This window comes from Nocardiopsis sp. iso_186 (genome assembly GCF_056173365.1).
In genome coordinates this window covers 4,440,839-4,461,028 of the sequence record NZ_CM149670.1, presented here as the reverse complement: position 1 = coordinate 4,461,028, position 20,190 = coordinate 4,440,839, and the positions used below count along the sequence as shown (strand labels likewise).

The window sequence follows — 20,190 nt, the reverse complement described above, 5'->3', positions numbered from 1 at the left end:
GCAGGCTCCTTAGCGGTCTGTGCTCGCACCGGTGTGCGGGAGAGCGGGCGGTGCGAGTCAGGGAGGGCCGGGCCGGCCGGGACGTGACTGCGCGGCGTCGATGGCTTCGATGTAGCGCAGAGCGGTCGCTTCGGCGACCGCCCGCCAGGTGAACCGTTCCTGGACGCGTTGCCAGGCGGCGGCGCCCATCCGGGCGCGTGCGGCATCGTCGTCGAGAAGGTCGGCGATCGCTGCGGCCATTTCCTCGGGATCGCCCGGAGCGATCAGCCGGCCGGCGTCGCCGTCCTCACCCACTACCTCGGGCAGAGCGCCGGCCCGGCTGGCCAGCAATGGGGTGCCTGCAGCCATGGCCTCCACCGCGGGCAGGGAGAATCCCTCGTAGAGGGAAGGAATCACCACGATCTGGGCGCTGGACAACAGCCGGGCCAGTTCGGTGTCGTCGATGCCGCTGACGAAGGTGACGCGGTCGCGCAGGGTCAACTCGTCCACGAGCCGGTCGGTCGGGCCGCCCGGTTTGGGGCGGCTGACGATCGTCAGGGACACGTCGCGTTCGGTGGCCAGCTTGGCCGCGGCACGCAGTAGCGTGGGGACCCCTTTGAGCGGGCTGTCGGCACTGGCCACACAGACGATCCGTCCGGGAACCCGGGCAACATCGGGGCGGGGATGGAAGAAACGGGTGTCGACCCCCAAAGGCACTACGTCGATCACGCTGCGACGCACACCGAACTCGCGCACGATGTCATCGGCAGAGGACTGTGAGGGCACCAGGATGGTGCGAAGCCGCCGGGCGACCCTGCCCTGCATCCCCACGAAGCTGTACCAACGGCGCTTGGACAGTCGCTGCCAGCCGGTGGCGTCCTCGACCTCGATGCGGCGATCGACGGTGATCGGGTGGTGGATGGTCGTGACCAGCGGGAAACCGTGCGCCTGGATGCCGAGTTGGCCATATCCCAGGGTCTGGTTGTCGTGCACCACATCGAACTCGCCGCGTCGGGAGCGAAGTTCACGCAGCGCCCTGAGGGAGAAGGTCAGCGGCTCGGGAAAGCCCGCAGTCCACATGGTCGAGACTTCGAGGGCGTCGATCCAGCCGCGCCATTGCCTCAGCGGCGGGGCTTTGAACGGGTCGGCATCGTTGTAGAGGTCCAGACTGGGGATTTTTTCCAGCGTGACGCCGTCGTCGAGTTCGGGGTAGGGCTGTCCGGACAGCACCCGTACATCGTGTCCCAGAGCGGTGAGTTCCCGCGAGAGGTGCCGGACGTAGACGCCCTGGCCGCCGCAGTGCGGTTTGCTGCGGTAGGAGAGCAGGGCGATACGCAGGGGACGGTCAAGAGACATGTCGTTGACAACCCATCACAGGCGAGGCCGCGGCGGCCGACGCGTCGGCACGGTGGCGATAGCGGAGTAGAACGGGGTGGTGAGGGCGACCGGAAGGGTCTCAGGGCGGTGGGAAGGCAGAGCCGGATGGGACACCACTCTTTCCGGCAGAGTCAACGGATCACCTCGTTTGTCACACGCCCCAGACGTTACCAGCCAGTTTAGTACCCGCCTTTCTGCGGCGAACGGGCGGTGAACGAACAACGTCCGGTCGTCGATGAGGCGACGCCTGCCCGGGCGGCAGCAGCCCGACGTTCAGGGCGGGCCCCGTCATGACGACCGCGTGTTCGGGCCGAGGTTCTCCGGCGGACGCGGTTTCCTGTTGGGATTCCCGTTCCGGATGGTTAACGTGTTCCTGCCGCGGGTTGCTCGCCCGGGCCGCTCCCCGGTGAACCGTGTCGCCCTGCTGCCCGGTCACGACCGCACTGTTTGCAGAGGAAGCTCCGCCATGACGCTGTTCACCGCCCCTGTCACCCCGGGGCGTACCGCTTTCGCCATGGTCGCCACCTCTTTGGCCTTCACCGTCCCCGGGTGCACGGCGTTGGACCCGCTGACCTTTCTCGTTCGGGAACAGGGCCCCGAATACGCGATCGATCCGGCAGACCCTTTCGGGGATTCACCCGCCGCGGACTATCCGCTCGCGGCCGAGGCGATCAGCAGGGGCCCCGTTGACGCCGTCCTGCATGGAGTCGAGCAGTCCCGGGTTGACGCGGCCCTGACGGCCACCGAGGAACTGCTCACAGCGGTCTATCTCACCCCGGAAGCAGTCTTCGACGGTGACAACTCGGCCTTCCAGGAAATACTCGAACCGGAACTCCTTTCCTGGTTCGAGGACGGACTCGACGCAGAAGGCGAGAACAGCACCCGGGCCGTCGTGCTCAACCTCGCCCCCGGAAGCGCCGAACTCATCGGAACACAGGTCCGGGCTCTGGGGGAGACGACGGTGCGGAAGTCGGACAGTCGCGTTGACGACCTCATCGAGGTCGCCGTTCGTTACAACTTCGTCTATCCGATCGCCAAGCCGGATGAGTCTGCCTCCACCCGGTTGGTCATCGGAGCCGAGGGGACCTTTGTCTTCTCCGTTGACCCGGTGGCCGAGCCGGACGTTCGGCTGCGGACCTTCAGCCTCGCCAACAGCGCGACCCCCGTGCACTGCGACCTCGATGACGACAGCTATCTCGTCCCGCTCTTCCCGACGGATCTAAAAACGGACGGCCCCGGCAGGGGCGGGGCAGTGGTCAACCCCTATGACCTGGGGAGTGAGTTCCCTCAGGGGGAGTGCTCGGTCGCCTACCCCACCTGATGCGGGGCATCGGGGTCGCACCGCCTACGCGCCGAGGCCGAGAAGGCCGAGAACGCCGCCGACCAGTTCGGTGACGACGTTGGTGCGCCCCGGCGGCTGCTCGTCGGGAATCTCCACCGGCGGTATCACCACGGGCTGCTCCGGTTGTTCGGGTGCCGGCTCCGGCTCCGGGCCCGGTTGCTCGACGGGTGGTGCGGGCTGCTCGGGAGAGCCGGGGGACTGCTCCCCAGGGGCTTCCACGGCCTCGGTTTCCTGCACGAGGGAGCCGGGGGAGGCCGTCTCCGGCACAGCGGTCCCGACCTGCGCGGGATCGAGCTGTTCGTCAGTGGCCGGCGCAGGGCCGGGGTTGTGGTCGGACGGGGGTTCTGCGGTGGTGTCGCTCGGATCGACCGGTGCCTCGATCCGTTCCCCCGGAAAGAGGCCGTCGGCGACCGTGCTGCTGGGACGGTTCTGTAGGAACGCTCCCATACCCCACAGCGAGCATGCGACAACGGCGGTTGCCACTCCCGCCGCCGCGGGAACCAGCCAGCGGGAGCGCCGATCGTCCTCGCCCTGGGGGCCGGGCAGCTCCTTGCCAGTGGCCGCGACGAGTTCGGCCACGGGCTCGGCCGTCCGGCGCGCAGGAACATCGGCTGTCGTCGTCCGGTCGCTTCGGACCGAGGTGAGGTCTTCCTCCTGCTCCAGGTCTTCGACGAAGTCGTCGGTTATGTCGAGGGTGCCGACCGGGCCGCGCGGTCGATGCAGCGGAAATCCGTCGGGCCTCAGCGGTCGAACGATCGCGGCGGCTTCCAGCCGCGCTGCGGCTGCCTCCTGTGCGGTGCACTCTTCGAGCACACGTGCGCGAAGAGCCGCGGGCGGTCCGGGCAGAGCGACTCCGATGAGTGTCCCGGCGATGTCGGTCAGGGGTTGCGGACCCGCCGCCCGGTGCGCGGACACGACCGGCTCCTGCTCGGAGAGCAGGTCGGTGACGCGCCTGAGCGCTGAGCGGCACAGTTCGCTGACCGTCTCGGGGTCCAGACTCAGGACCGTCGCGATCTCTGTGGAGGTGAGCCCGTGCCGCAGGTTCAGTTCGAGTAGTTCGCGATGGCTGGGCGGGACCTGGGACATGGCCTCCACCATGGGTCGCTCCGCGGGGACCACCGCCAGCGCGGCATAGGGTGAGCGCCGGGTGAACCCACGTCGCTGACACGCGGTGCGCGCCAACGCGAACAACCAGGATTTGAACGCTTCTCGGTCGCGGAGCTGCGGGCGTAGCTCCACTGCTGCGAGGAACGCCTCCCGAACAGCCTCACCCGGGGCATCACCACTCTCGTCACCGCATGGGCCGAGCATGATCCAGCAGTAGCGGTAGAGAGCGGGGGCGAACGTGTCGTAACACTGTTCGTGTCCTCTGCCCTCGCGCAGGAGTATGACGAACTCGCCGTCATCGGTGATGTCGTGCCGGTGTCCCGGTCTTCGCTGCGTAGTCACGCCCCCCCAACCCATTCGTTTCCACGCTGCCGCCGACTCGCTTCAGAAAAGTCGGAGTTGTCCGAGACGCTAGCGATTATGGCTATCGCTGTCCTTTGGGTTCTCCAATCTGTGTCCAAACGGCAAGCTTTCCCTTACCGGGTGGGTTGCCTTCTTCCAAGGCTCTCCACCCGTCATGAAGGGGCCCGCCGTACGGCCTGCCGGCCCGGCGGGCCCCTTCATGACGGGCCCCTCGTGGCCCGTGTCTATTCGCCGCCGCGCGAGGGCGAGCCGATCGCCACCATTCGTTCCACGGACTGGCGAGCCCTGGCCGCGATCTCTTCGGGCACGTGGATCTCGGTGGTGCCGTTGCGCAGTGCCCACAACAGCTTGTCCGCGGTGATCATCTTCATGTAGTGGCATTCCGCCCGTGCGTTCACCGGCTCGAAGACCGTCGTGTGATTGGCGGCGCGCAACTGGTGCAGCATCCCGGTCTCGGTGGCGACCAGCACCTTGTTCGCGGTCGTCTGCTCGGCCGCGCTCAGCATGCCGCCTGTGGACAGCACCTTCACCCGCTCCTCGGGAACCGCACCCGAGGTCGCCAGGTACAGCGCCGATGTCGCACAGCCGCATTCGGGGTGCACGTAAAGCTCGGCGTCGGGTTCTGCCTCGGCCCGTGCGCGCAGTGTGTGACCGTCGATCCCGGCGTGCACGTGGCACTCGCCCATCCAGATCCGGATGTTGTCGCGCCCGGTCACCCGTTTGACGTGCGCACCCAGGAATTGGTCGGGCAGGAACAGGATCTCCCTGTCCTCGGGGATGGAGCGGATGACGTCGGCCGCGTTGGAGGAGGTGCAGCACACGTCGGTCTCCGCTTTCACCGCGGCGGTGGTGTTGACGTAGGCCACGACCACTGCGTCGGGATGCTCGCCGCGCCAGGCACGCACGTCGTCGGCTGTGACGGTGTCGGCCAGCGAGCACCCTGCCTTGGGTTCGGGCAGCAGGATCGTCTTCTCCGGCGACAGGATCTTGGCGGTCTCGGCCATGAAGTGCACGCCGCAGAAGACGATCGTGCTCGCTTCGACCTCGGCTGCCAGGCGGGACAGGGCCAGGGAGTCGCCGGTGAAGTGGGCGACGTCCTGAATCTCGGGGCGCTGGTAGTTGTGCGCGAGGATGACGGCGTCCCGCTCGGCCGCGAGGCGTCGAACCTCCGCGGCCCATTCCTGCCTGGTCTGCGCGTCTTCAGCGACGGTGACCGTTGCCATAGTGGGTGCTTCTTCCTTTGACCGGGGGCGTTTCCGCTGCGGGGCGGTGGGGATTCCCGGATGTGCCGATGTGGTCACATCTAGTTTTTGTCTTTCAGGCTAAAACTCGATTCAGCCTAACATGGTGACTGATGGAGGGAACAGGGGTGGATATCAACGGAACCGGAGAGCGGTTCGCGGACGGGTTCGGCCCAGCGGCGCACACCGGGGCGCCCCGGGTGGGCCACGAAGTGCTCGCGGTCGTCTTCCAGGTTCGGGAAGGGCGCTTGTGCGTCCTGGTGTGGAGGCGCGGACGTCCTCCGTGCGAGGGCCTGTGGGCGCTGCCCGGTGGAAGTCTGGGGATGCTCGAAGGACTGGGGGAGTCCATTCGCCGACAGCTCGCCCAGAAGGTCAACGTGCGCGACCTCTCCCACCTGGAACAGTTGGAGACCCGGGGCGACCCCGACCGCGATCCTTTCGCGCGCACGCTGGCCACCGCCTACCTGGGGCTCGTGCCCGCAGGAATTGATCCGGTGGTCCCCCCGGACACCGAATGGTGCTTCGCGTCCGAACTACTGCCGATGGCCTTCGACCACACCGCCATGGTCAACTCCGCCCGACGCCGGCTACGCGCCAAGCTCTCCTACACCAACATCGGGTTCGCTCTCGCTCCGCCGGAGTTCACCATGTCGCAGCTCTCGCGCTACTACCGCGCCGCGCTCGGCCATGATGTGGCCGCCACGAACCTGCGACGGGTCCTGCTGCGCAGGGGGCAGATCGAGGAGACCGGCCGGAGCGTCCCCTCGGGCCGCTCAGGGGGGCGCCCTGCCGCGCTGTTCAGATTTCGTGCGCGGACGCTGGAGATCACCGACGCCTTCGCGGTCCTGCGGCCACCCGCTGATTAGCCTCGACTGCCGAGAAGGGCGCCACGAGCACTGTGTTAGCGTCCGGTTGGTGACGATCCGCAGCGTAGTTTTCGACGTCGGCGAGACCCTGATCGACGAGACCAGGATCTTCGGCCGCTGGGCAGACCGCCTCGAAGTCCCCCACCTGACCTTCTTCGGGATCCTCGGCGGGGTCCTCACCGAGGGGCGTCCGATGATCGACGCCTTTCGGCTGGTCAAGCCCGGTTTCGACCTGGACGCGGAGAGCGAGGCCTGGCGGCGCGCCGAGCCCGGCTCCCTGCGCGAGGACTTCGATGCGGATGACCTCTACCCTGATGTCCGCACCTCCCTCGCGGCCCTGCGCGCCGCGGGCCTCCAGATCCTCATCGCCGGAAACCAGCCCGTACAGGCCGGTCCCGCACTTGAAGCGATGGGATTGCCGGTGGACGCCGTTCACGTCTCCGACGCCTGGGGAATCGCCAAGCCCGACCCGGCGTTCTTCGCGCGGGTCGCGGCCGAGTCCGGGTACGCCCCGGAGGAGATTCTCTACGTGGGCGATCGCCTCGACAACGATGTGCTTCCCGCCAAGGCGGCCGGATTCCGTGCAGCCCTCCTGCGCCGCGGGATGTGGGGTTATCTGCATGCCGAGCGCTTTGGCGCAGAACAGGCCGACGTGGTCGTTTCCGACCTGACCCAGTTGGCCGAATGGGTCGCGGGCGAGCCGAGCGGGAGCGGGCGCGCCCCACGCGGGTGAGGACCCTTCGTGCCGATGGTGTTCCAACGGGTGGCCGGGGTCCCGAACCCACCGTGACGGGGCGGGAGGACGAATCTCCAGGTGAGTCATTCTCGAGTGGTCCGGTAGGTTTTTGGTAGGTTGGCGTTGTTTGAGTCGTCTAACAGCGGGAACGAGCGAGCCCATGACAAAACGGCTGCTTACCGAAGGACCCGTACAAGCGTCATGATCACCTTCACGGGCATCACTAAGCGCTACCCCGACGGCACCATCGCCGTCAACGACCTCGATATCGAGATCCCGGCCGGGCGCACCACCGTCTTCGTCGGCCCGTCAGGGTGCGGCAAGACCACTTCCTTGCGGATGATCAACCGGATGGTCGAGCCGACCACCGGTCTGATCACCGTTGAGGGCCAAGACATCCGGGACCGAGATCCAGCTGTTCTACGGCGTTCCATCGGCTACGTCATCCAGCAGGCGGGCCTCTTCCCGCACCGCACCATCGTGGACAACATCGCGACGGTGCCCTTCCTGCTCGGCTGGGGAAAGTCGCGCGCGCGTGCGCGCGCCCGCGAGCTGATGGAGCTCGTCGGCCTGCAACCGGAGCAGGCCAAGCGCTACCCGCACCAGCTTTCCGGCGGACAGCAGCAGCGGGTCGGCGTGGCAAGGGCGCTCGCAGCCGATCCGCCCGTCCTGCTCATGGACGAGCCCTTCAGCGCGGTCAACCCGGTCGTGCGGACGAGCCTTCAGGACGAACTGATCCGCCTCCAGGCAGAACTCCACAAGACCATCGTCTTCGTCACCCACGACATCGACGAAGCCGTCAAGCTGGGCGACTCCATTGCTGTCTTCCGCCCGGGCGGCAAGCTGGCCCAGCTGGATACCCCGGAGCGTCTGCTCGCCAACCCCGTCAACTCCTTCGTCGAAGGTTTTATCGGTTACGACCGAGGCGTTCGGCGTCTGTCGTTCTTCCCGGCCAGGCTGCTCACCCCCCGCACCGACACGGTCGTGGGCGACGACGTCCAGGCCGGTCGGGCCAGGGAACTGGCCCTGCGCAGTGGGGAACCGTGGCTGTTGGTCGTCAACGGCGAGCGCGGTCCGCGTGGCTGGGTCTCGACCGAGACCCTGGGGGCCGCGGACCCCGGCACCGTGGTGGGTTCACTCGACCTGGTCAACTACGGGCACGTCTTCACCGTCGAGACCGACTCCCTGCGGGCCGCTCTGGACGCAGCAGTGCTCTCTCCTGCGGGGCGCGCAGTCGGTGTTGACGCCGACGGCCGCGTGGTCGGCGTGGTCGCCCAGTCGGAGTTGGGCTCCGCGATCTGGTCGGTGGGCGCCGAGGAGGCCCCCACCGCCGAGCCGGTGCGTTCCGATGGGTGACCAGCCGCTGATCCGCTGGGACTGGATCGCACGCAACTGGGACGACCCCGTCGGCACCCGCCTCCTGGAGCACATCCAGCTGGCACTGGTGCCGATCCTCATCGGCCTCCTCATCGCCGTTCCGCTCGGGGTTGTCTGCGCCCGCTGGCGCTGGCTCTACCCCTCGGTGTTCACCGGTGTGAACATCCTCTACGCGGTGCCCTCGATCGCGCTGTTCTTCCTGCTGCTTCCCTATACCGGTTTCACCCAGTGGACCGCGATCATTCCGCTTTCGCTCTACACGTTGGCGATCCTGGTCCCCAACGTCGTGGACGGCCTCTACCAGGTGCCCCAACACGTGCGCCAGGCCGCCATCGCCATGGGCTTCTCACCGCTGCGCCGCCTCATCCAGGTCGAACTGCCCATCGCACTTCCCGTGGCGATCGCCGGACTGCGGGTTGCGGCCGTGGCCACCATCAGCATGGTGAGTGTTGCCTCGCTGGTGGGCCTCGGCGGTCTCGGGCAGCTCATCCTCACCGACGGTTTCCGACGGCAGTTCCCCACTCCCATCATCGTGGGAATCGTTCTGTCGGTGCTGCTCGCCTTCCTGGTCAACGGACTGCTGGTGCTGATGCAGCGTCTGCTCACGCCGTGGACCAGAGGCAGTGAACGCGCTGCCCGGCGCACGTCCGCGGCCCGTAGGGAAGCAGGCGCCGGAACCACCGCTCCCGCTACCGACACCGGTTCCCGGCGAGCGGAGGCCACATGAACCTTTTCCTTGAGTTCTGGCTCTGGATCAGCGACCCGGCCCAATGGAGCGGCGGAGCGGGAATTCCCACGCGACTCGGACAGCACGTCCTGTACTCCGCGCAGGCGCTCGCCCTCGCTACCCTCATCGGAGTGCCGGTCGGACTGGTGACCGGCCACACCGGACGCGGCGGGTTCCTTACCGCCAGCATCGCCAACTTCGCGCGCGCACTGCCCACCATCGGTGTGCTCATGCTCGTGGTGATCGCGGTGGGAATCGGCGTCGCCCCTGTCATGGTCGCGCTCGTGGCGCTGGCCGTGCCCCCCATCCTCGTCAACACCTATGAAGGGGTGCGCGGCGTCGATCCCCAGCTCAAAGACGCGGCCCAGGGAATGGGTATGCGCGGCCACGAGGTGTTGCTCAAGCTGGAGCTGCCGGTCGCGCTCCCGCTCATCCTGCTCGGAATGCGTACTGCCGCCATCCAAGTGGTGTCCACCGCAACCATTGCCGCGTACGTGGGAATCGGTGGCCTGGGCCGGTTCATCGTGGACGGACAGGCCCGACGCGAATTCGACATGGTGGTCGGCGGTTCCCTGCTCGTCGTTGCGCTGGCCGTGCTCGTCACCCTGATGTTCTATCTGCTGCGCCGCTTCCTGGTCGCTCCAGGACTACGCCAGGCCGCGGCCAAATAAGTTTCGCCACCACCATCCCCGCTTGAGGAGACACCACCACATGCCTACTTTCACCCGCCTGGCTGCCGCAGGCGTTCCGCTCCTGATGCTCATGACCGCCTGCGGTGGCGGAAGCGACCCCTTCGAAGAGGGGGACGGTGACACTCCCGAAGCCGGTACGGTCGTCGTCGGCTCCGCGGACTTCCCGGAGAGCACGCTTCTCGGCAACATCTACGCCCAGGCCCTTGAAGCCAAGGACATCGAGGTGGAGACCAAGTTCGGCATCGGCAGCCGCGAGGTCTACTACGACCAGATCGCCTCGGGAAACCTGTCGGTCTTCCCCGAATACAACGGGGCGATCCAGTTCTACCTCGACCCCGGGGCGACCTCCGGTGACACCGACGCCACCAACGCCGCCGTCACCGAGGAGCTCCCCGACGGCCTGGAGATCCTCGACTCCTCCGAGGCGGAGAACAAGGACTCCCTCTCGGTCAGCCGCGCGACTGCTGACGAGTACGAGCTCACCAGCATCGCCGACCTCGAACCCGTCGCCGGCGAGCTCGTCCTCGGCGGTCCGCCCGAGTTCGAGACCCGGACCCAGGGGGTTCCGGGGCTGCAGGACCGTTACGGCCTGGAATTCAAGGAGTTCCGTTCGCTGGACATCGGTATCGTCTGGCAGGCGCTCAAGGACGACGAGATCCAGGTGGCGAACCTGTTCACCACCGACCCGGTCATCGTGGCCAACGACTTCGTGGTCCTGGAAGACACCGAGAACCTCTTCGGCTCCCAGAACGTCACCCCGCTGATCCACAGCGCCAGCGTGAACGAGACCGCCCGGGAAGCGCTCAACGCGGTTTCCGCGCAGCTCACCACCGAGACGCTTCTGGAGCTCAACCAGCGTGTGAGCATCGACCAGGAGGACCCCGACGAGGTCGCCGCCGAGTGGCTCGAGTCGGCGGGCCTTCTCTAGCCGAAGGCCATGACCAGAGGTCGTCGCCGCCCGCACGTGGAACGTGCGGGCGGCGACGGCGTGCTCGGCTACAGGATCGCGGCGAGGATCAGTCCCACGGCCAGAACTCCGAGGACGGTGAAGGCTGTTTCCATGCCTCCATTGGATCGCTGATCCGGGGCGGCGTGAACTAGCCGCCCCGGGGGCAAGACCCTGGCGCCGAGGCGCTAGCAGGCGGACCCTCCCGCAAGTACTGACCCCGTGGCACCGTCGATAATCTGGCCGCACACTGGTATGCCTGTTTATCCGAGATGGTGATACCGGCTCTTGTACCTGATCAGCGGCTTGGACTCCGAACCGGTCCGACCGACCTCGGGCAGGGACCGCACCCGGGCCAGATAGACGATGTGGTCGCCGGCTTCCACCCGCTGATGCACCGAGCACTCCACGGCTGCGATCGCCGCGTCGAGGATGAGCGCGTTGGTGAGCGTGCCGCGGTGGTGGGGTTCCCCTGCCAGGAGCAGTCGGGCACTGGGCCGGCCCTCCGCAGAGAAACGCCCCGCGATCGCCCGGTGCGCAGAACCGAGCACGTTCACCGCGAAACCACCCTGCCGGTCGATGACCTCGGTGAGGTAGCTGTCCGTGGAGACACTCACCAGTACCATCGGCGGATCGGCCGAGACCGAGGCGAACGCGTTGACGGTGCTGCCGATGTCGTCTCGCCCGTCGGCCACGGTCACCACTGTGACTCCGGTGGCGAACCGCCCCATCGCGTCGGTGAACTCCGTGGTTGCGAAGGCGGGAGCTGCCCCGGTCAACGAACCTCCCACGTACCCGGCATGACCAGGGGACCGGCGGCGGGCAGCCCCAGCCGCGCGGACACCTCGGCCAGCGGGCCCCAAGCGTTCAGGCGCACACCAGCCACGGCCGTCCTGTCCTCGCTGGATTCGGCCGGGATCAGCCGCTCCAGCGGGTTGGGTCGAGGATAGTGCCGGACCGGCGCGAGGCGGGCCAGCCCGCCCTTGTCCCGGGCCAGCCGCACCGCGGTCTCCAGGCCGCCCAATCGGTCCACCAGTCCGTTGGCCAATGCGTCCTTTCCGGTCCAGACCCGCCCGCGGGCCACCTCGTGGACCTGCTCACGGGTCATCCCGCGCCCCTCGGCGACCTTGGCGGTGAAATCGTCGTAGATCTGGTCGAGAATCGCGTTGACGCGCTCCCACTCCGACTCGCTGAACCGACGGTCCGCGCTGAACATGCCCGCGTGCGCGCTGCCGTCGATGGAGTCGCTGGCCACCCCGATCCGGTCGAGCAGCCCCGAAAGTACCGCCTTTCCGACGAACACACCGATCGATCCGGTGATGGTGCCCGGCTGCGCCACGATGGCGTCGGCACTGGCCGCCACGTAGTAACCGCCCGACCCCGCGACATCGCCCATCGACACCACGACCGGGGTTCCCGACTCACGGGTCAGCTTCACCTCACGCCAGATCACGTCCGAGGCCGTAGCCGAGCCTCCCGGACTGTCCACACGGAACACCACCGCCCCGACCTGAGGGTCCTGTCGAGCCGCGCGCAGCGCGGCCGCCACGGTGTCGGAGCCCATGGCAGAGCCGCCGCCCAGCGGGGAGCGTCGGCTGCGTCCCGAAACGATCTGACCGACCCCGGAGACCATCGCGACGTACCGTTCGCGCTGCACCGAGGGGACCCGGTCGGGCAGGGAGCGTGCCCGCTGATAGCGCCATACGTACTGCAGGTGCGCAGGCGTCTTCGCGGTGGACCAGCGTCCCAACAGGTCGGCGTAGATCTCGTCCCGATAGGCCAAGCGGTCAACCAGCCCGGCGTCCAATGCCTCGGCGGCCAGGAACGGTCCACGATCGATGAGGCCTCGGGCCTGTTCGGGGGACAAACCGCGTCCGGTACTGATCCCCTCCACGATCTGCTCGGTGAACGATTCGACGATCCGTCCGCTGGCCTCGCGGTGCGCCTCGGTGAACCCTCGCTCCTTGAAAGTGTTGACGGCGGTCTTGTACTCGTGGCGCGCGCCGATCTCGTACTCCACGCCGAGCTTCTCGATGGCGTCCCGGAAGAACTTGCTGGTGACGCTCAGGCCGGTCAGGCCGACGGTGCCGGACGGAAGAAGCGCGACCTCTTCGAAGGCCGTCGCCAGGTAGTAGGGGACCGAACCGGGGCCGAACTCGCCGAACGACTCGCTCCAGGCGACCGTGGCCTTGCCCGAACGACGAAACACCTCGACTGCCTGGCGCAGCTCCTGAACCTTCGCCATGCCGATGGGGTAGCCGCCGATCTTCACCACAAGCGCCTTGACCCGACGGTCGCGTGCGCCGCGTCTGATCCCCTCGATGACGTCGGACATCCGCTGCCGGCGCATCGCAAGGAGTTGGCCGACGGGGTCGCCGGGCGTCTCGTCGGAGATCCCCTCCGTCAGGTCGAGTTCCAGGACCAGCGGGGCGTTGCGCCGCTGGTGGAGCTTGGACACGGGTTCGAGCAGTTTCACGACATCCACCATGCGTCCCAGGCTAGTTGCTGCGACAACCGGCCGACCGGGTTCGTCCACACCCGGCCCCGCTGCCGGACACCCGTGGTCTGTCGGTAACGGTCACCCGTGCATGGCCCGAACAAGGGAACCCTGTGCGTCATCACCGTCCAGGGACCACAGGCTCAGACCGCCCAGCCCGAGCTCGCGGACGTAGGCGGCCTTGGCGCGGATCAGGTCGGGATCGTCGTAGCTCCAGAACTCGGTGCCGTCGTAGAGCCACACCGCCCCGTTCTCGGAGTCGCGGAACCGGGGGCCGGGACGGCGGCTCAGGACCTTGTAGTCCTCGTCTCCCGGATCCCATGTTCCGGGGGCCACGTTCGCGGCGCGCTGGTAGAGGCCGTTGTCCACCCTCGGGACCCCGCTCCAGCCCCGACCGAAACCTGGAACGCCCACAAGAAGTCGTTCCGGGGGGACCCCCAACTCCAAGTAGTTCACTACGCCGGAGTCCACACTCAGCCGGCCGGGGGAAGGGTCGGCACGGGGTGTGTAGAGCTGGGAGGCGTGGTTGGTGGTGAGGTCCCAGTCGCCGCTGAAGTCGTATCCCTGCACGATCGCGAAGTCCAGGTAGCGAAACACCTCGGCATCGATCCCGGCTTCGATTCGGGAGGCATCGGCCGGCAGGTAGGCGCTGATCTCCACCAGTCGTCCGGTGCGCTGGCTGAAGGCGTCGAGCTGACGGCGGGTCTCGGCCAACAACAGCGTGAAGTTGCGCCGGTCCTCGGGGCGCACGATGTTGTGGTCGTTGCCGTCAGAGGCCGGCCACTCCCAGTCGAAGTCCACGTAGTCGAAGACGCCTGCGGCGGCTCCGGGCCCGCCTTGCGGCTCGCCCGGCAACACAGGAAGGTTGCCGTCCAGGTAGGTCGAGACCACCGAAGCGGCGAAGGCCGCTCGTGACTCGGCGGTAAGCGCCGCATTGGACAGGTGCTTGGAGGCGTTCCACCCTCCGAAGGAGATGCCCACCCTGAGCTGGCGGTGGCGCTTCTTCAGCTTGCGCAACTGATAGAAATTGCCTGCGAGGGGCTGTTCGTAGGAGTCCCCCTTGCCGTCCACGCTCTCACTCGCGTCGAAACGGCACTGATAGTCCGCCCACGCGTCACCGGTGGCCTCGTCGGTCATGACGCACACACCGCTCGGGTCCAGTTCACCGAACGCATAGGTGAGGTGGGTCAGTTTGGCCGCCTGCCCGCTGGAGTGGACATCGCGGAGAAAGTAGTGACGGTCGTAGATACCCCACTGGGGGAAGTAACCGACGATGCGCACCGGATGTCCTCTCGCGGATGAGCGGCTGGCGTCACAGGATGTGCTGTGGCGCAGAACGTCAGATTCGCCCGCTATCGTCGTTGAGGTCAAGCTTTCCGGAGGAAGGGAATCGTATGCTCGGCACGCCTCGCCGATCGCGGTTCAGGCCCCAGGGTCGTCGCACGGGTACCCACAGCACGGTTGCCGCGGCAGCCGCGGCTGCGACCGTGCTGCTCGTAGCGGGTTGCGGCGGGGGAGGCGACGTTCCGACCGGAGCGGTTCCCGAGCCTGACGCCACCTATGGCGGCCTGTTGCCCGCCGCGCAGGCGCCGGCGCCGGAGGGATTCAGTTCCCAGAACATCGAGGGAGTCGTGATCGACGCCCCCGAGGGGTGGGAGGTGGACCAAGGAGACGGGCAGCTGTGCATGCGTCCTCCGGGGCAGTCCGACTGCGGCTACGGTGCGATCCAGGTGCGGCCCAAGGCAGCCGAGCGCGACTCCGCCAATTGGCCCAAGAAGGGCGACGCGTTCAACAAGGACGACGGGTGGGCGGCCGACACCTCCGCGTGCCGCAGCCCCAATACCGCTGCTGCCGGCGAGGTCGGGATCAAGGAGGCCAGACACCAGGTGGTGGGCAACGGCCTCACCACGCACGCCGACGGGCTCAAGTCCCACTATTCGGTCTGGTCGGTCACCTGCGACAACGATGAGACCTTCGAGGTCCGAATGTGGTTCCTGCCCACCAGTGACGTGTTGGTCTACGCGTGGTCGATCGACCAGCGCTACGAACCCGTCTATCTCCAGGTCGCGGAGTCCATGGACGTGACCGAGTACAACCGGTAGGCGGGGCTAGAGGGCTTCGTGCTTGACCGAGTTGACGAAGGCGGTCCACTCGGTCGTCGCGAAACCCAGCGTGGCACCGTCCCGGTCCTGGGTGTCACGTACTCCGTGGCTGCGGGGAAGGGAGACGACTTCTACGCAGTTGCCCATGTCGCCGCTGTAGCTGGATGTGTGCCACACCCCGCGTGCACTCGTCCGCTTCCCGATCCCCGCCGTCATCTAGGGCCTCCCTCTATAGCGCGACCTCGCGTAATGCGCTGCTCAGCAACGAGCGCACTATGTCGCCGCCCGCTCCGGCGAGGCGGAGCTGATTGAAGATCTCCCGGTGTTCCAGGATGTCTTCGTCACTCTCGAGGAAGAGGTTACTGCCGTGCCCCTCGACATAGACGGTGGTCAAGCCAAAATCTGCGAGCTCCAATAGCAGGAAGCTCTGCATCCGCAGTCCGACGTGCACTCCTGCGGTGTAAGGGATTACCTGGATGGTGAGACGAGGGTGGTCCATCAGGTCCAGCAGGTGCTCAAGTTGAGCATGCATCACCTTGGCGCCGCCGATGAGCTGGCGTACGGCTGCCTCGCCCATGATCACCCAGACCTGCGGACCGGAGTCGGACAGGACCCGCTTCTGCCGATTGAGTCGCGCTTCTACCTGCTGCTCGATACTCTCCGGAGCGCCTCGGGAGAGGGTGCCTTTGATGGCTTCCCGTGCGTAGTCCTCCGTCTGGAGGAGGCCGGTGATCCAGCTGCTCTCGTAGATCTCGATACTGGTCGCGTCGGCTTCCAGGCCGATGAAGGTGCCGTATTGGCGGTCAAGGGAGTAGGGCTGCCACCATCCTCGCTTGCCGGCCTGGCGGCGCAGCTGCACGAGGTTGACGATTTCGTCCTCGGAGAGTTCGTATTCCGTGAGTAGGTGCTTGAGGTCTTTTTCCCTGGGGACGCGCTCGGCGCTCTCCCAGCGTCCCACCGCCGCCCCGCTGATCTCGACCAGCCGCGCCGCTTCTGCCCTGGTCAGCCCGCGCTCTTCCCGCAGCCGTACCAGTTCCCGAGCGAGCTGCCAGAGTGCGACGGTGGGGCTTTCGCTCTCCATGGGGCCATCCTACGGACTCTTTTGGTTAGTAACCGAAGTTACTTGCCAACATTACTGTGTAACGGTCATACTATTAACCATTGCGGTATTGGAACGGCTACGCACGGTTTTGGGAGAAGTCGTTGCGATCCGCACTCGATCGTCGGCCGCCCGACGTCCCACGGGAGGGGAAGCACCCGCGCCGTCTTTGAGGAGGGACGACGAGGGCCTTGGGTTCGGGCGGTTGACTCCGGTGGACACGCGACCTGGTGTGGGAGGAGCACCAGGACTCGCGGCCGCCGGGAATCAGGCCCCGGCGTCGAGCCGCGCGCTTTTGTTTGCCGCGGACTCGGCGGGCCTGAGGTTGTTGACGAGTTCCCACCAGGTGAGACACCGCCATACCCATTCCGCCGGTCCGTAACGGAAACGGCGCAGCCAGAGCGTGCTCCATCCCCACTGCACCATCAGCACGACGCCGGCCAGGACGAACAGCGCCCCCCACTGCATGGAGCTCTCGAAGTCCAGCAGCCATCCGGCCACGACCACCATGACCGTGGCGCTCAGGTAGTTCGTGAGGGCCATTCGCCCCAGCGGTGCGAACACCGCATGCAGCAGCCCCGACAGTCGAGTGCGCATCAACAGGCACAGCCCCGTGACGTAGACCCCCGCCATCAGCAGGCCGGCCACAGCACTCGAATGACTGAAACCGCTCATCGAAAGCTCGGTGAACTGCCAGTACGCGGCAGGGACCGCCGTGGCGACGAACACGACAAAAGTGATGGCCAAGGCAGTGCCCTGTTGCGGGAGGGAGCGCCAGACGCCGTATCGGGTCACCGCCAGCCCCAGCAGGAACAGTCCCGGGATCAGGCTGATTCCGCCGTTCACGACCGTCACGCCCAATACGCAGGCGATCGTTCCGCCGGCCAGGACCAGCCAGCGGGGAAGGTAGGAGGCGGGCAGGAGGACCACCAGGCCCGCCACCGCATAGGGCAGCAGCGCCTCACCGGGGTGCAGGTACCCGTGGGCGAATCCGAGCACTCCCAGCACGGTCAGGCGCCGGGCCAGCACCCATCGGGGTGAGGCGGTACGCGCGGACGCGGAGTCCAGGAAAAGCGCGAAGCCCACCCCGAAAAGGAACGCGAAGACGGGCATGAACCGTCCGGCCACCAGAAGGTTCAGGACCTGGGGGGCCAGGTGCTGGCCGCTCGTCTGCAAATCGGCCGACGACATTCCGTAGCCCATGTGCGTGACGGGTTGGATGTTCACCAGCAGGATTCCGCACAGCGCGAACCCGCGCAGGACGTCCAGTACATCGATCCGTCGTCGCGGGACGGGCGCTTCCTGTAATTCGTCTCGTGAAGTCATCTACTAGACGCTACGGTCGGGCCGTACCGGTCACATCGGCCGAGTGGCCGAGATCCGGGGGCGGCCTCGGCAGAACGGCCGAGACCGCCCCCGGAAGTTGCTTATTCTTCGCGCACCAACCAGGACACGCCGAGCGGCGGGAAGGTCACCGTCGCCGAGGCCGGCTGGCCGTTCCAAGGAGTCTCCGTGGCCTCGATGACCCCGGGCTGGCAGACACCGCTACCGCCGAAGTCGCGGTCGTCGGTGTTGACCACCTCGCGCCAGCGGCCGGCAGAGGGCAGGCCCACACGGCGCTGCGTGTGCGGGGACCCGCTGAAGTTCGCCAGGCAGGCCAGGACCGACCCGTCCTCCCCCCAGCGCAAAAAGGACAACGTGTTCCCGGCCGCGTCCCCACCGTCCAACCAGGTGAAACCGGCGGGCTCGGTGTCCAGCGACCACAGTGCCGGGGTCGCACGATAGACCTGGTTCAACCGGGCCACCAACTGCTGCACGCCTCGGTGGTGGGCGTGCTCCAGCAGCCACCACTGCACGCCCGCCTCGTGCGACCACTCGGTGCCCTGGCCGATCTCGTCGCCCATGAACAGCAGCTGCTTGCCCGGGTGGGCCCACATGTAGCCCAGCAACGCACGCAGATTGGCGCAGCGCTGCCACTCGTCACCGGGCATCTTGTTCAGCAGTGAGCCCTTGCCGTGTACGACCTCGTCGTGCGACAGCGGAAGCACGTAGTTCTCGCTGAACGCGTACACCATCGAGAAGGTGACCTCGTTGTGGTGGTACTGCCGGTGAACCGGTTCGTGCTGCAAATAGGAAAGGGTGTCGTGCATCCACCCCATGTTCCATTTGAAGCCGAACCCCAGGCCGCCGGCGTCGGTCGGTCGGGTGACCCCCGGCCAGGCCGTGGACTCCTCGGCGATCATCGTGATCCCGGGGTTGCGCCGGTATGCGGTGGCGGTGAGTTCCTTCAGGAACTCGATCGCCTCCAGGTTCTCCCGGCCGCCGTAGGTGTTGGGCGTCCACTGACCGGACTCGCGGGAGTAGTCGAGGTAGAGCATGGAGGCCACGGCGTCCACCCGCAGGCCGTCGATGTGGAATTCCTCCAGCCAGTAGAGCGCGTTGGCGACCAGGAAGTTGCGCACCTCGGTGCGGCCGTAGTCGAAGATCATCGTGCCCCAGTCGGGGTGTTCGCCCCGGTTGGGATCACCGTGCTCGTACAGCGCAGTGCCGTCGAACCGGGCCAGCGCCCACTCGTCCTTGGGGAAGTGCGCGGGGACCCAGTCCAGCAGGACTCCGACGCCGGCGCCGTGCAGGGCGTTGACCAGGTGCCGGAACTCGTCGGGGGAGCCGAACCGCGACGTGGGAGCGTAGTAGGAGGTGACCTGGTATCCCCACGATCCTCCGAAGGGGTGCTCGGAGACCGGGAGGAATTCCACGTGCGTGAAACCGAGCTCCTGTACATAGGACACCAGCTGGTCGGCGAGCTCGGAGTAGGACAACCCCGGTCGCCACGAGGCCAGGTGGACCTCGTAGACGCTCATCGGACGCCTGGTCCAGTCCTCGGTCTTGCGGTCGGTCAGCCAGCCGTGGTCATCCCATGAGTAATCGGAGGTGTAAACGACCGAAGCGGTCTGGGGCGGTTCCTGTGCGGCGAACGCCATCGGGTCGGCCTTCTCCCGCCAGACCCCGTCCGCGCCCAGGACCGCGAACTTGTAACGGGTTCCGTCGCCCACGCCCGGTACGAACAGTTCCCACACACCGGTCGAGCCGAGTGAGCGCATCGGGTGCGCGGTTCCGTCCCAGTGGTTGAAGTCGCCGATCACCCGTACCCCCTGAGCGCTTGGGGCCCACACCGCGAAAGAGGTCCCGTGCACCTCTCCCATCCGTGAGGGGTAGCGCCTGGTGTGTGCGCCCAGCGCGCGCCACAGTTCCTCGTGTCGGCCCTCCCCGATCAGGTGCATGTCCATCGCGCCCAGCGTGGGCCAGAAGCGGTAGGGGTCGTCGGTGACGGTCTCGCCGCTTTCCGCCGAGTAGCGCACCACGAGGCGGTAGTCGGGCACCTCCGTGCCCGGAACCGTCCCGGCGAACACGCCGCGGTGCAGATGGGAGAGTTCGATCCGGCTGTCGTCGGCAAGCAGCAGGTGGACCGACCAGGCCATCGGCCGCAACACGCGCACCGTGATCCCGTCAGTGCCGGGATGCGCGCCGAGCAGGTCGTGCGGTGCGTGGTGATGGCCGGAGACCAGTTGGTCGATCTCGGACAGCAGAGCGTCGTTCATGAGATTCCTGGTTGCGTCGAGGGGGCCGAGTGCATAGTTACCCAACGTAGGGCGTACAACCCATTCGGTCCGATTGATACGCCAGGGGTTTCGGATGTCCGACACTGCGTGTGCCGTGTCCGAACCGTCCCGGCGCGGTA

General features: G+C 67.1%; 18 protein-coding genes. 8 read left to right on the top strand and 10 right to left on the bottom strand.

Annotated elements, in window-relative coordinates:
* Nucleotides 1–57 precede the first annotated feature (57 nt).
* Nucleotides 58–1,335, bottom strand: a complete 1,278-nt coding sequence (locus AC0VYP_RS19585) for a glycosyltransferase family 4 protein (RefSeq protein WP_285757526.1) — start codon at nt 1,333–1,335, stop codon at nt 58–60.
* Between the two features lie 487 nt (nt 1,336–1,822).
* On the opposite strand from AC0VYP_RS19585, the gene AC0VYP_RS19580 reads away from it, so the two are divergent.
* Nucleotides 1,823–2,677, top strand: a complete 855-nt coding sequence (locus tag AC0VYP_RS19580; protein WP_475471158.1) for a hypothetical protein — start codon at nt 1,823–1,825, stop codon at nt 2,675–2,677.
* Between the two features lie 24 nt (nt 2,678–2,701).
* Here the strand turns inward: AC0VYP_RS19580 and AC0VYP_RS19575 are convergent, their stop codons facing one another.
* Both AC0VYP_RS19575 and nadA read right to left on the bottom strand, forming a co-directional pair.
* The gene (locus tag AC0VYP_RS19575; RefSeq protein WP_475471156.1) at nt 2,702–4,147 is read right to left on the bottom strand and encodes an RNA polymerase sigma factor; all 1,446 of its coding nucleotides are present in this window, start codon (nt 4,145–4,147) and stop codon (nt 2,702–2,704) included.
* A gap of 245 nt (nt 4,148–4,392) precedes the next feature.
* Complete coding sequence (nadA, locus tag AC0VYP_RS19570; protein WP_475471154.1) at nt 4,393–5,391, bottom strand: quinolinate synthase NadA; 999 nt, start codon at nt 5,389–5,391, stop codon at nt 4,393–4,395.
* Nucleotides 5,392–5,537: 146 nt separating this feature from the next.
* Here nadA and AC0VYP_RS19565 point away from each other — a divergent pair, with 146 nt between their 5' ends.
* The 6 genes from AC0VYP_RS19565 to AC0VYP_RS19540 all read left to right on the top strand — a co-directional run bounded on the left by AC0VYP_RS19565 (nt 5,538) and on the right by AC0VYP_RS19540 (nt 10,735).
* On the top strand, nt 5,538–6,275 hold the full coding sequence (locus tag AC0VYP_RS19565) for an NUDIX hydrolase (protein WP_475471153.1): 738 nt from the start codon (nt 5,538–5,540) through the stop codon (nt 6,273–6,275).
* A gap of 55 nt (nt 6,276–6,330) precedes the next feature.
* Nucleotides 6,331–7,008, top strand: a complete 678-nt coding sequence (locus AC0VYP_RS19560) for an HAD family hydrolase (protein ID WP_475474299.1) — start codon at nt 6,331–6,333, stop codon at nt 7,006–7,008.
* A 204-nt stretch (nt 7,009–7,212) separates the two neighbouring features.
* Nucleotides 7,213–8,367 carry an ATP-binding cassette domain-containing protein gene (locus AC0VYP_RS19555; RefSeq protein ID WP_475471151.1) on the top strand — a complete coding sequence of 385 codons (1,155 nt, stop codon included), beginning with the start codon at nt 7,213–7,215 and terminating at the stop codon, nt 8,365–8,367.
* Nucleotides 8,360–9,115, top strand: coding sequence for an ABC transporter permease (locus tag AC0VYP_RS19550; RefSeq protein WP_475471149.1), 756 nt, complete (start codon nt 8,360–8,362; stop codon nt 9,113–9,115). The genes AC0VYP_RS19555 and AC0VYP_RS19550 overlap by 8 nt, the downstream gene beginning before the upstream one ends.
* Nucleotides 9,112–9,786, top strand: a complete 675-nt coding sequence (locus tag AC0VYP_RS19545) for an ABC transporter permease (RefSeq protein ID WP_285757519.1) — start codon at nt 9,112–9,114, stop codon at nt 9,784–9,786. Before AC0VYP_RS19550 ends, AC0VYP_RS19545 begins: the two co-directional genes overlap by 4 nt.
* A gap of 40 nt (nt 9,787–9,826) precedes the next feature.
* Nucleotides 9,827–10,735: an ABC transporter substrate-binding protein gene (locus AC0VYP_RS19540; RefSeq protein WP_475471147.1), complete on the top strand. Its 909-nt coding sequence runs from the start codon at nt 9,827–9,829 to the stop codon at nt 10,733–10,735.
* Between the two features lie 281 nt (nt 10,736–11,016).
* Here AC0VYP_RS19540 and AC0VYP_RS19535 read toward each other — a convergent pair whose 3' ends face one another.
* The 3 genes from AC0VYP_RS19535 to AC0VYP_RS19525 all read right to left on the bottom strand — a co-directional run bounded on the left by AC0VYP_RS19535 (nt 11,017) and on the right by AC0VYP_RS19525 (nt 14,531).
* Nucleotides 11,017–11,484 (bottom strand): flavin reductase family protein, encoded by a 468-nt coding sequence (locus tag AC0VYP_RS19535; RefSeq protein ID WP_285757913.1) that lies wholly within the window; start codon nt 11,482–11,484, stop codon nt 11,017–11,019.
* A 44-nt stretch (nt 11,485–11,528) separates the two neighbouring features.
* On the bottom strand, nt 11,529–13,241 hold the full coding sequence (gene sppA, locus AC0VYP_RS19530; protein WP_285757517.1) for a signal peptide peptidase SppA: 1,713 nt from the start codon (nt 13,239–13,241) through the stop codon (nt 11,529–11,531).
* 90 nt (nt 13,242–13,331) lie between these two features.
* A complete protein-coding gene (locus AC0VYP_RS19525) occupies nt 13,332–14,531 on the bottom strand; it encodes a glycoside hydrolase family 18 protein (RefSeq protein WP_285757516.1) in 1,200 nt (399 codons plus the stop codon).
* 113 nt (nt 14,532–14,644) lie between these two features.
* Between AC0VYP_RS19525 and AC0VYP_RS19520 the strand changes: the two genes are divergently transcribed.
* The gene (locus tag AC0VYP_RS19520) at nt 14,645–15,352 is read left to right on the top strand and encodes a hypothetical protein (RefSeq protein ID WP_285757515.1); all 708 of its coding nucleotides are present in this window, start codon (nt 14,645–14,647) and stop codon (nt 15,350–15,352) included.
* A gap of 6 nt (nt 15,353–15,358) precedes the next feature.
* Here AC0VYP_RS19520 and AC0VYP_RS19515 read toward each other — a convergent pair whose 3' ends face one another.
* The 4 genes from AC0VYP_RS19515 to glgB all read right to left on the bottom strand — a co-directional run bounded on the left by AC0VYP_RS19515 (nt 15,359) and on the right by glgB (nt 20,050).
* Nucleotides 15,359–15,568 carry a DUF397 domain-containing protein gene (locus AC0VYP_RS19515; RefSeq protein ID WP_285757514.1) on the bottom strand — a complete coding sequence of 70 codons (210 nt, stop codon included), beginning with the start codon at nt 15,566–15,568 and terminating at the stop codon, nt 15,359–15,361.
* A gap of 13 nt (nt 15,569–15,581) precedes the next feature.
* Complete coding sequence (locus AC0VYP_RS19510) at nt 15,582–16,433, bottom strand: helix-turn-helix domain-containing protein (protein WP_475471144.1); 852 nt, start codon at nt 16,431–16,433, stop codon at nt 15,582–15,584.
* Nucleotides 16,434–16,718: 285 nt separating this feature from the next.
* A complete protein-coding gene (locus tag AC0VYP_RS19505; RefSeq protein ID WP_475471142.1) occupies nt 16,719–17,777 on the bottom strand; it encodes a DUF418 domain-containing protein in 1,059 nt (352 codons plus the stop codon).
* Nucleotides 17,778–17,878: 101 nt separating this feature from the next.
* On the bottom strand, nt 17,879–20,050 hold the full coding sequence (glgB, locus tag AC0VYP_RS19500) for a 1,4-alpha-glucan branching protein GlgB (protein ID WP_475471140.1): 2,172 nt from the start codon (nt 20,048–20,050) through the stop codon (nt 17,879–17,881).
* Nucleotides 20,051–20,190: the final 140 nt, after the last annotated feature.

What these genes read in the sequence shown, in the direction of transcription:
- AC0VYP_RS19540 (WP_475471147.1), top strand. Translation starts at nt 9,827, where the DNA reads ATGCCTACTTTCACCCGCCTGGCTGCCGCAGGCGTTCCGCTCCTGATG.
- AC0VYP_RS19520 (WP_285757515.1), top strand. Translation starts at nt 14,645, where the DNA reads ATGCTCGGCACGCCTCGCCGATCGCGGTTCAGGCCCCAGGGTCGTCGC.
- AC0VYP_RS19585 (WP_285757526.1), bottom strand. Translation starts at nt 1,335, where the DNA reads ATGTCTCTTGACCGTCCCCTGCGTATCGCCCTGCTCTCCTACCGCAGC.
- AC0VYP_RS19505 (WP_475471142.1), bottom strand. Translation starts at nt 17,777, where the DNA reads ATGACTTCACGAGACGAATTACAGGAAGCGCCCGTCCCGCGACGACGG.
- AC0VYP_RS19510 (WP_475471144.1), bottom strand. Translation starts at nt 16,433, where the DNA reads ATGGAGAGCGAAAGCCCCACCGTCGCACTCTGGCAGCTCGCTCGGGAA.
- AC0VYP_RS19535 (WP_285757913.1), bottom strand. Translation starts at nt 11,484, where the DNA reads ATGGGGCGGTTCGCCACCGGAGTCACAGTGGTGACCGTGGCCGACGGG.
- sppA (WP_285757517.1), bottom strand. Translation starts at nt 13,241, where the DNA reads ATGGTGGATGTCGTGAAACTGCTCGAACCCGTGTCCAAGCTCCACCAG.
- AC0VYP_RS19545 (WP_285757519.1), top strand. Translation starts at nt 9,112, where the DNA reads ATGAACCTTTTCCTTGAGTTCTGGCTCTGGATCAGCGACCCGGCCCAA.
- glgB (WP_475471140.1), bottom strand. Translation starts at nt 20,050, where the DNA reads ATGAACGACGCTCTGCTGTCCGAGATCGACCAACTGGTCTCCGGCCAT.
- AC0VYP_RS19515 (WP_285757514.1), bottom strand. Translation starts at nt 15,568, where the DNA reads ATGACGGCGGGGATCGGGAAGCGGACGAGTGCACGCGGGGTGTGGCAC.
- AC0VYP_RS19580 (WP_475471158.1), top strand. Translation starts at nt 1,823, where the DNA reads ATGACGCTGTTCACCGCCCCTGTCACCCCGGGGCGTACCGCTTTCGCC.
- nadA (WP_475471154.1), bottom strand. Translation starts at nt 5,391, where the DNA reads ATGGCAACGGTCACCGTCGCTGAAGACGCGCAGACCAGGCAGGAATGG.
- AC0VYP_RS19550 (WP_475471149.1), top strand. Translation starts at nt 8,360, where the DNA reads ATGGGTGACCAGCCGCTGATCCGCTGGGACTGGATCGCACGCAACTGG.
- AC0VYP_RS19555 (WP_475471151.1), top strand. Translation starts at nt 7,213, where the DNA reads ATGATCACCTTCACGGGCATCACTAAGCGCTACCCCGACGGCACCATC.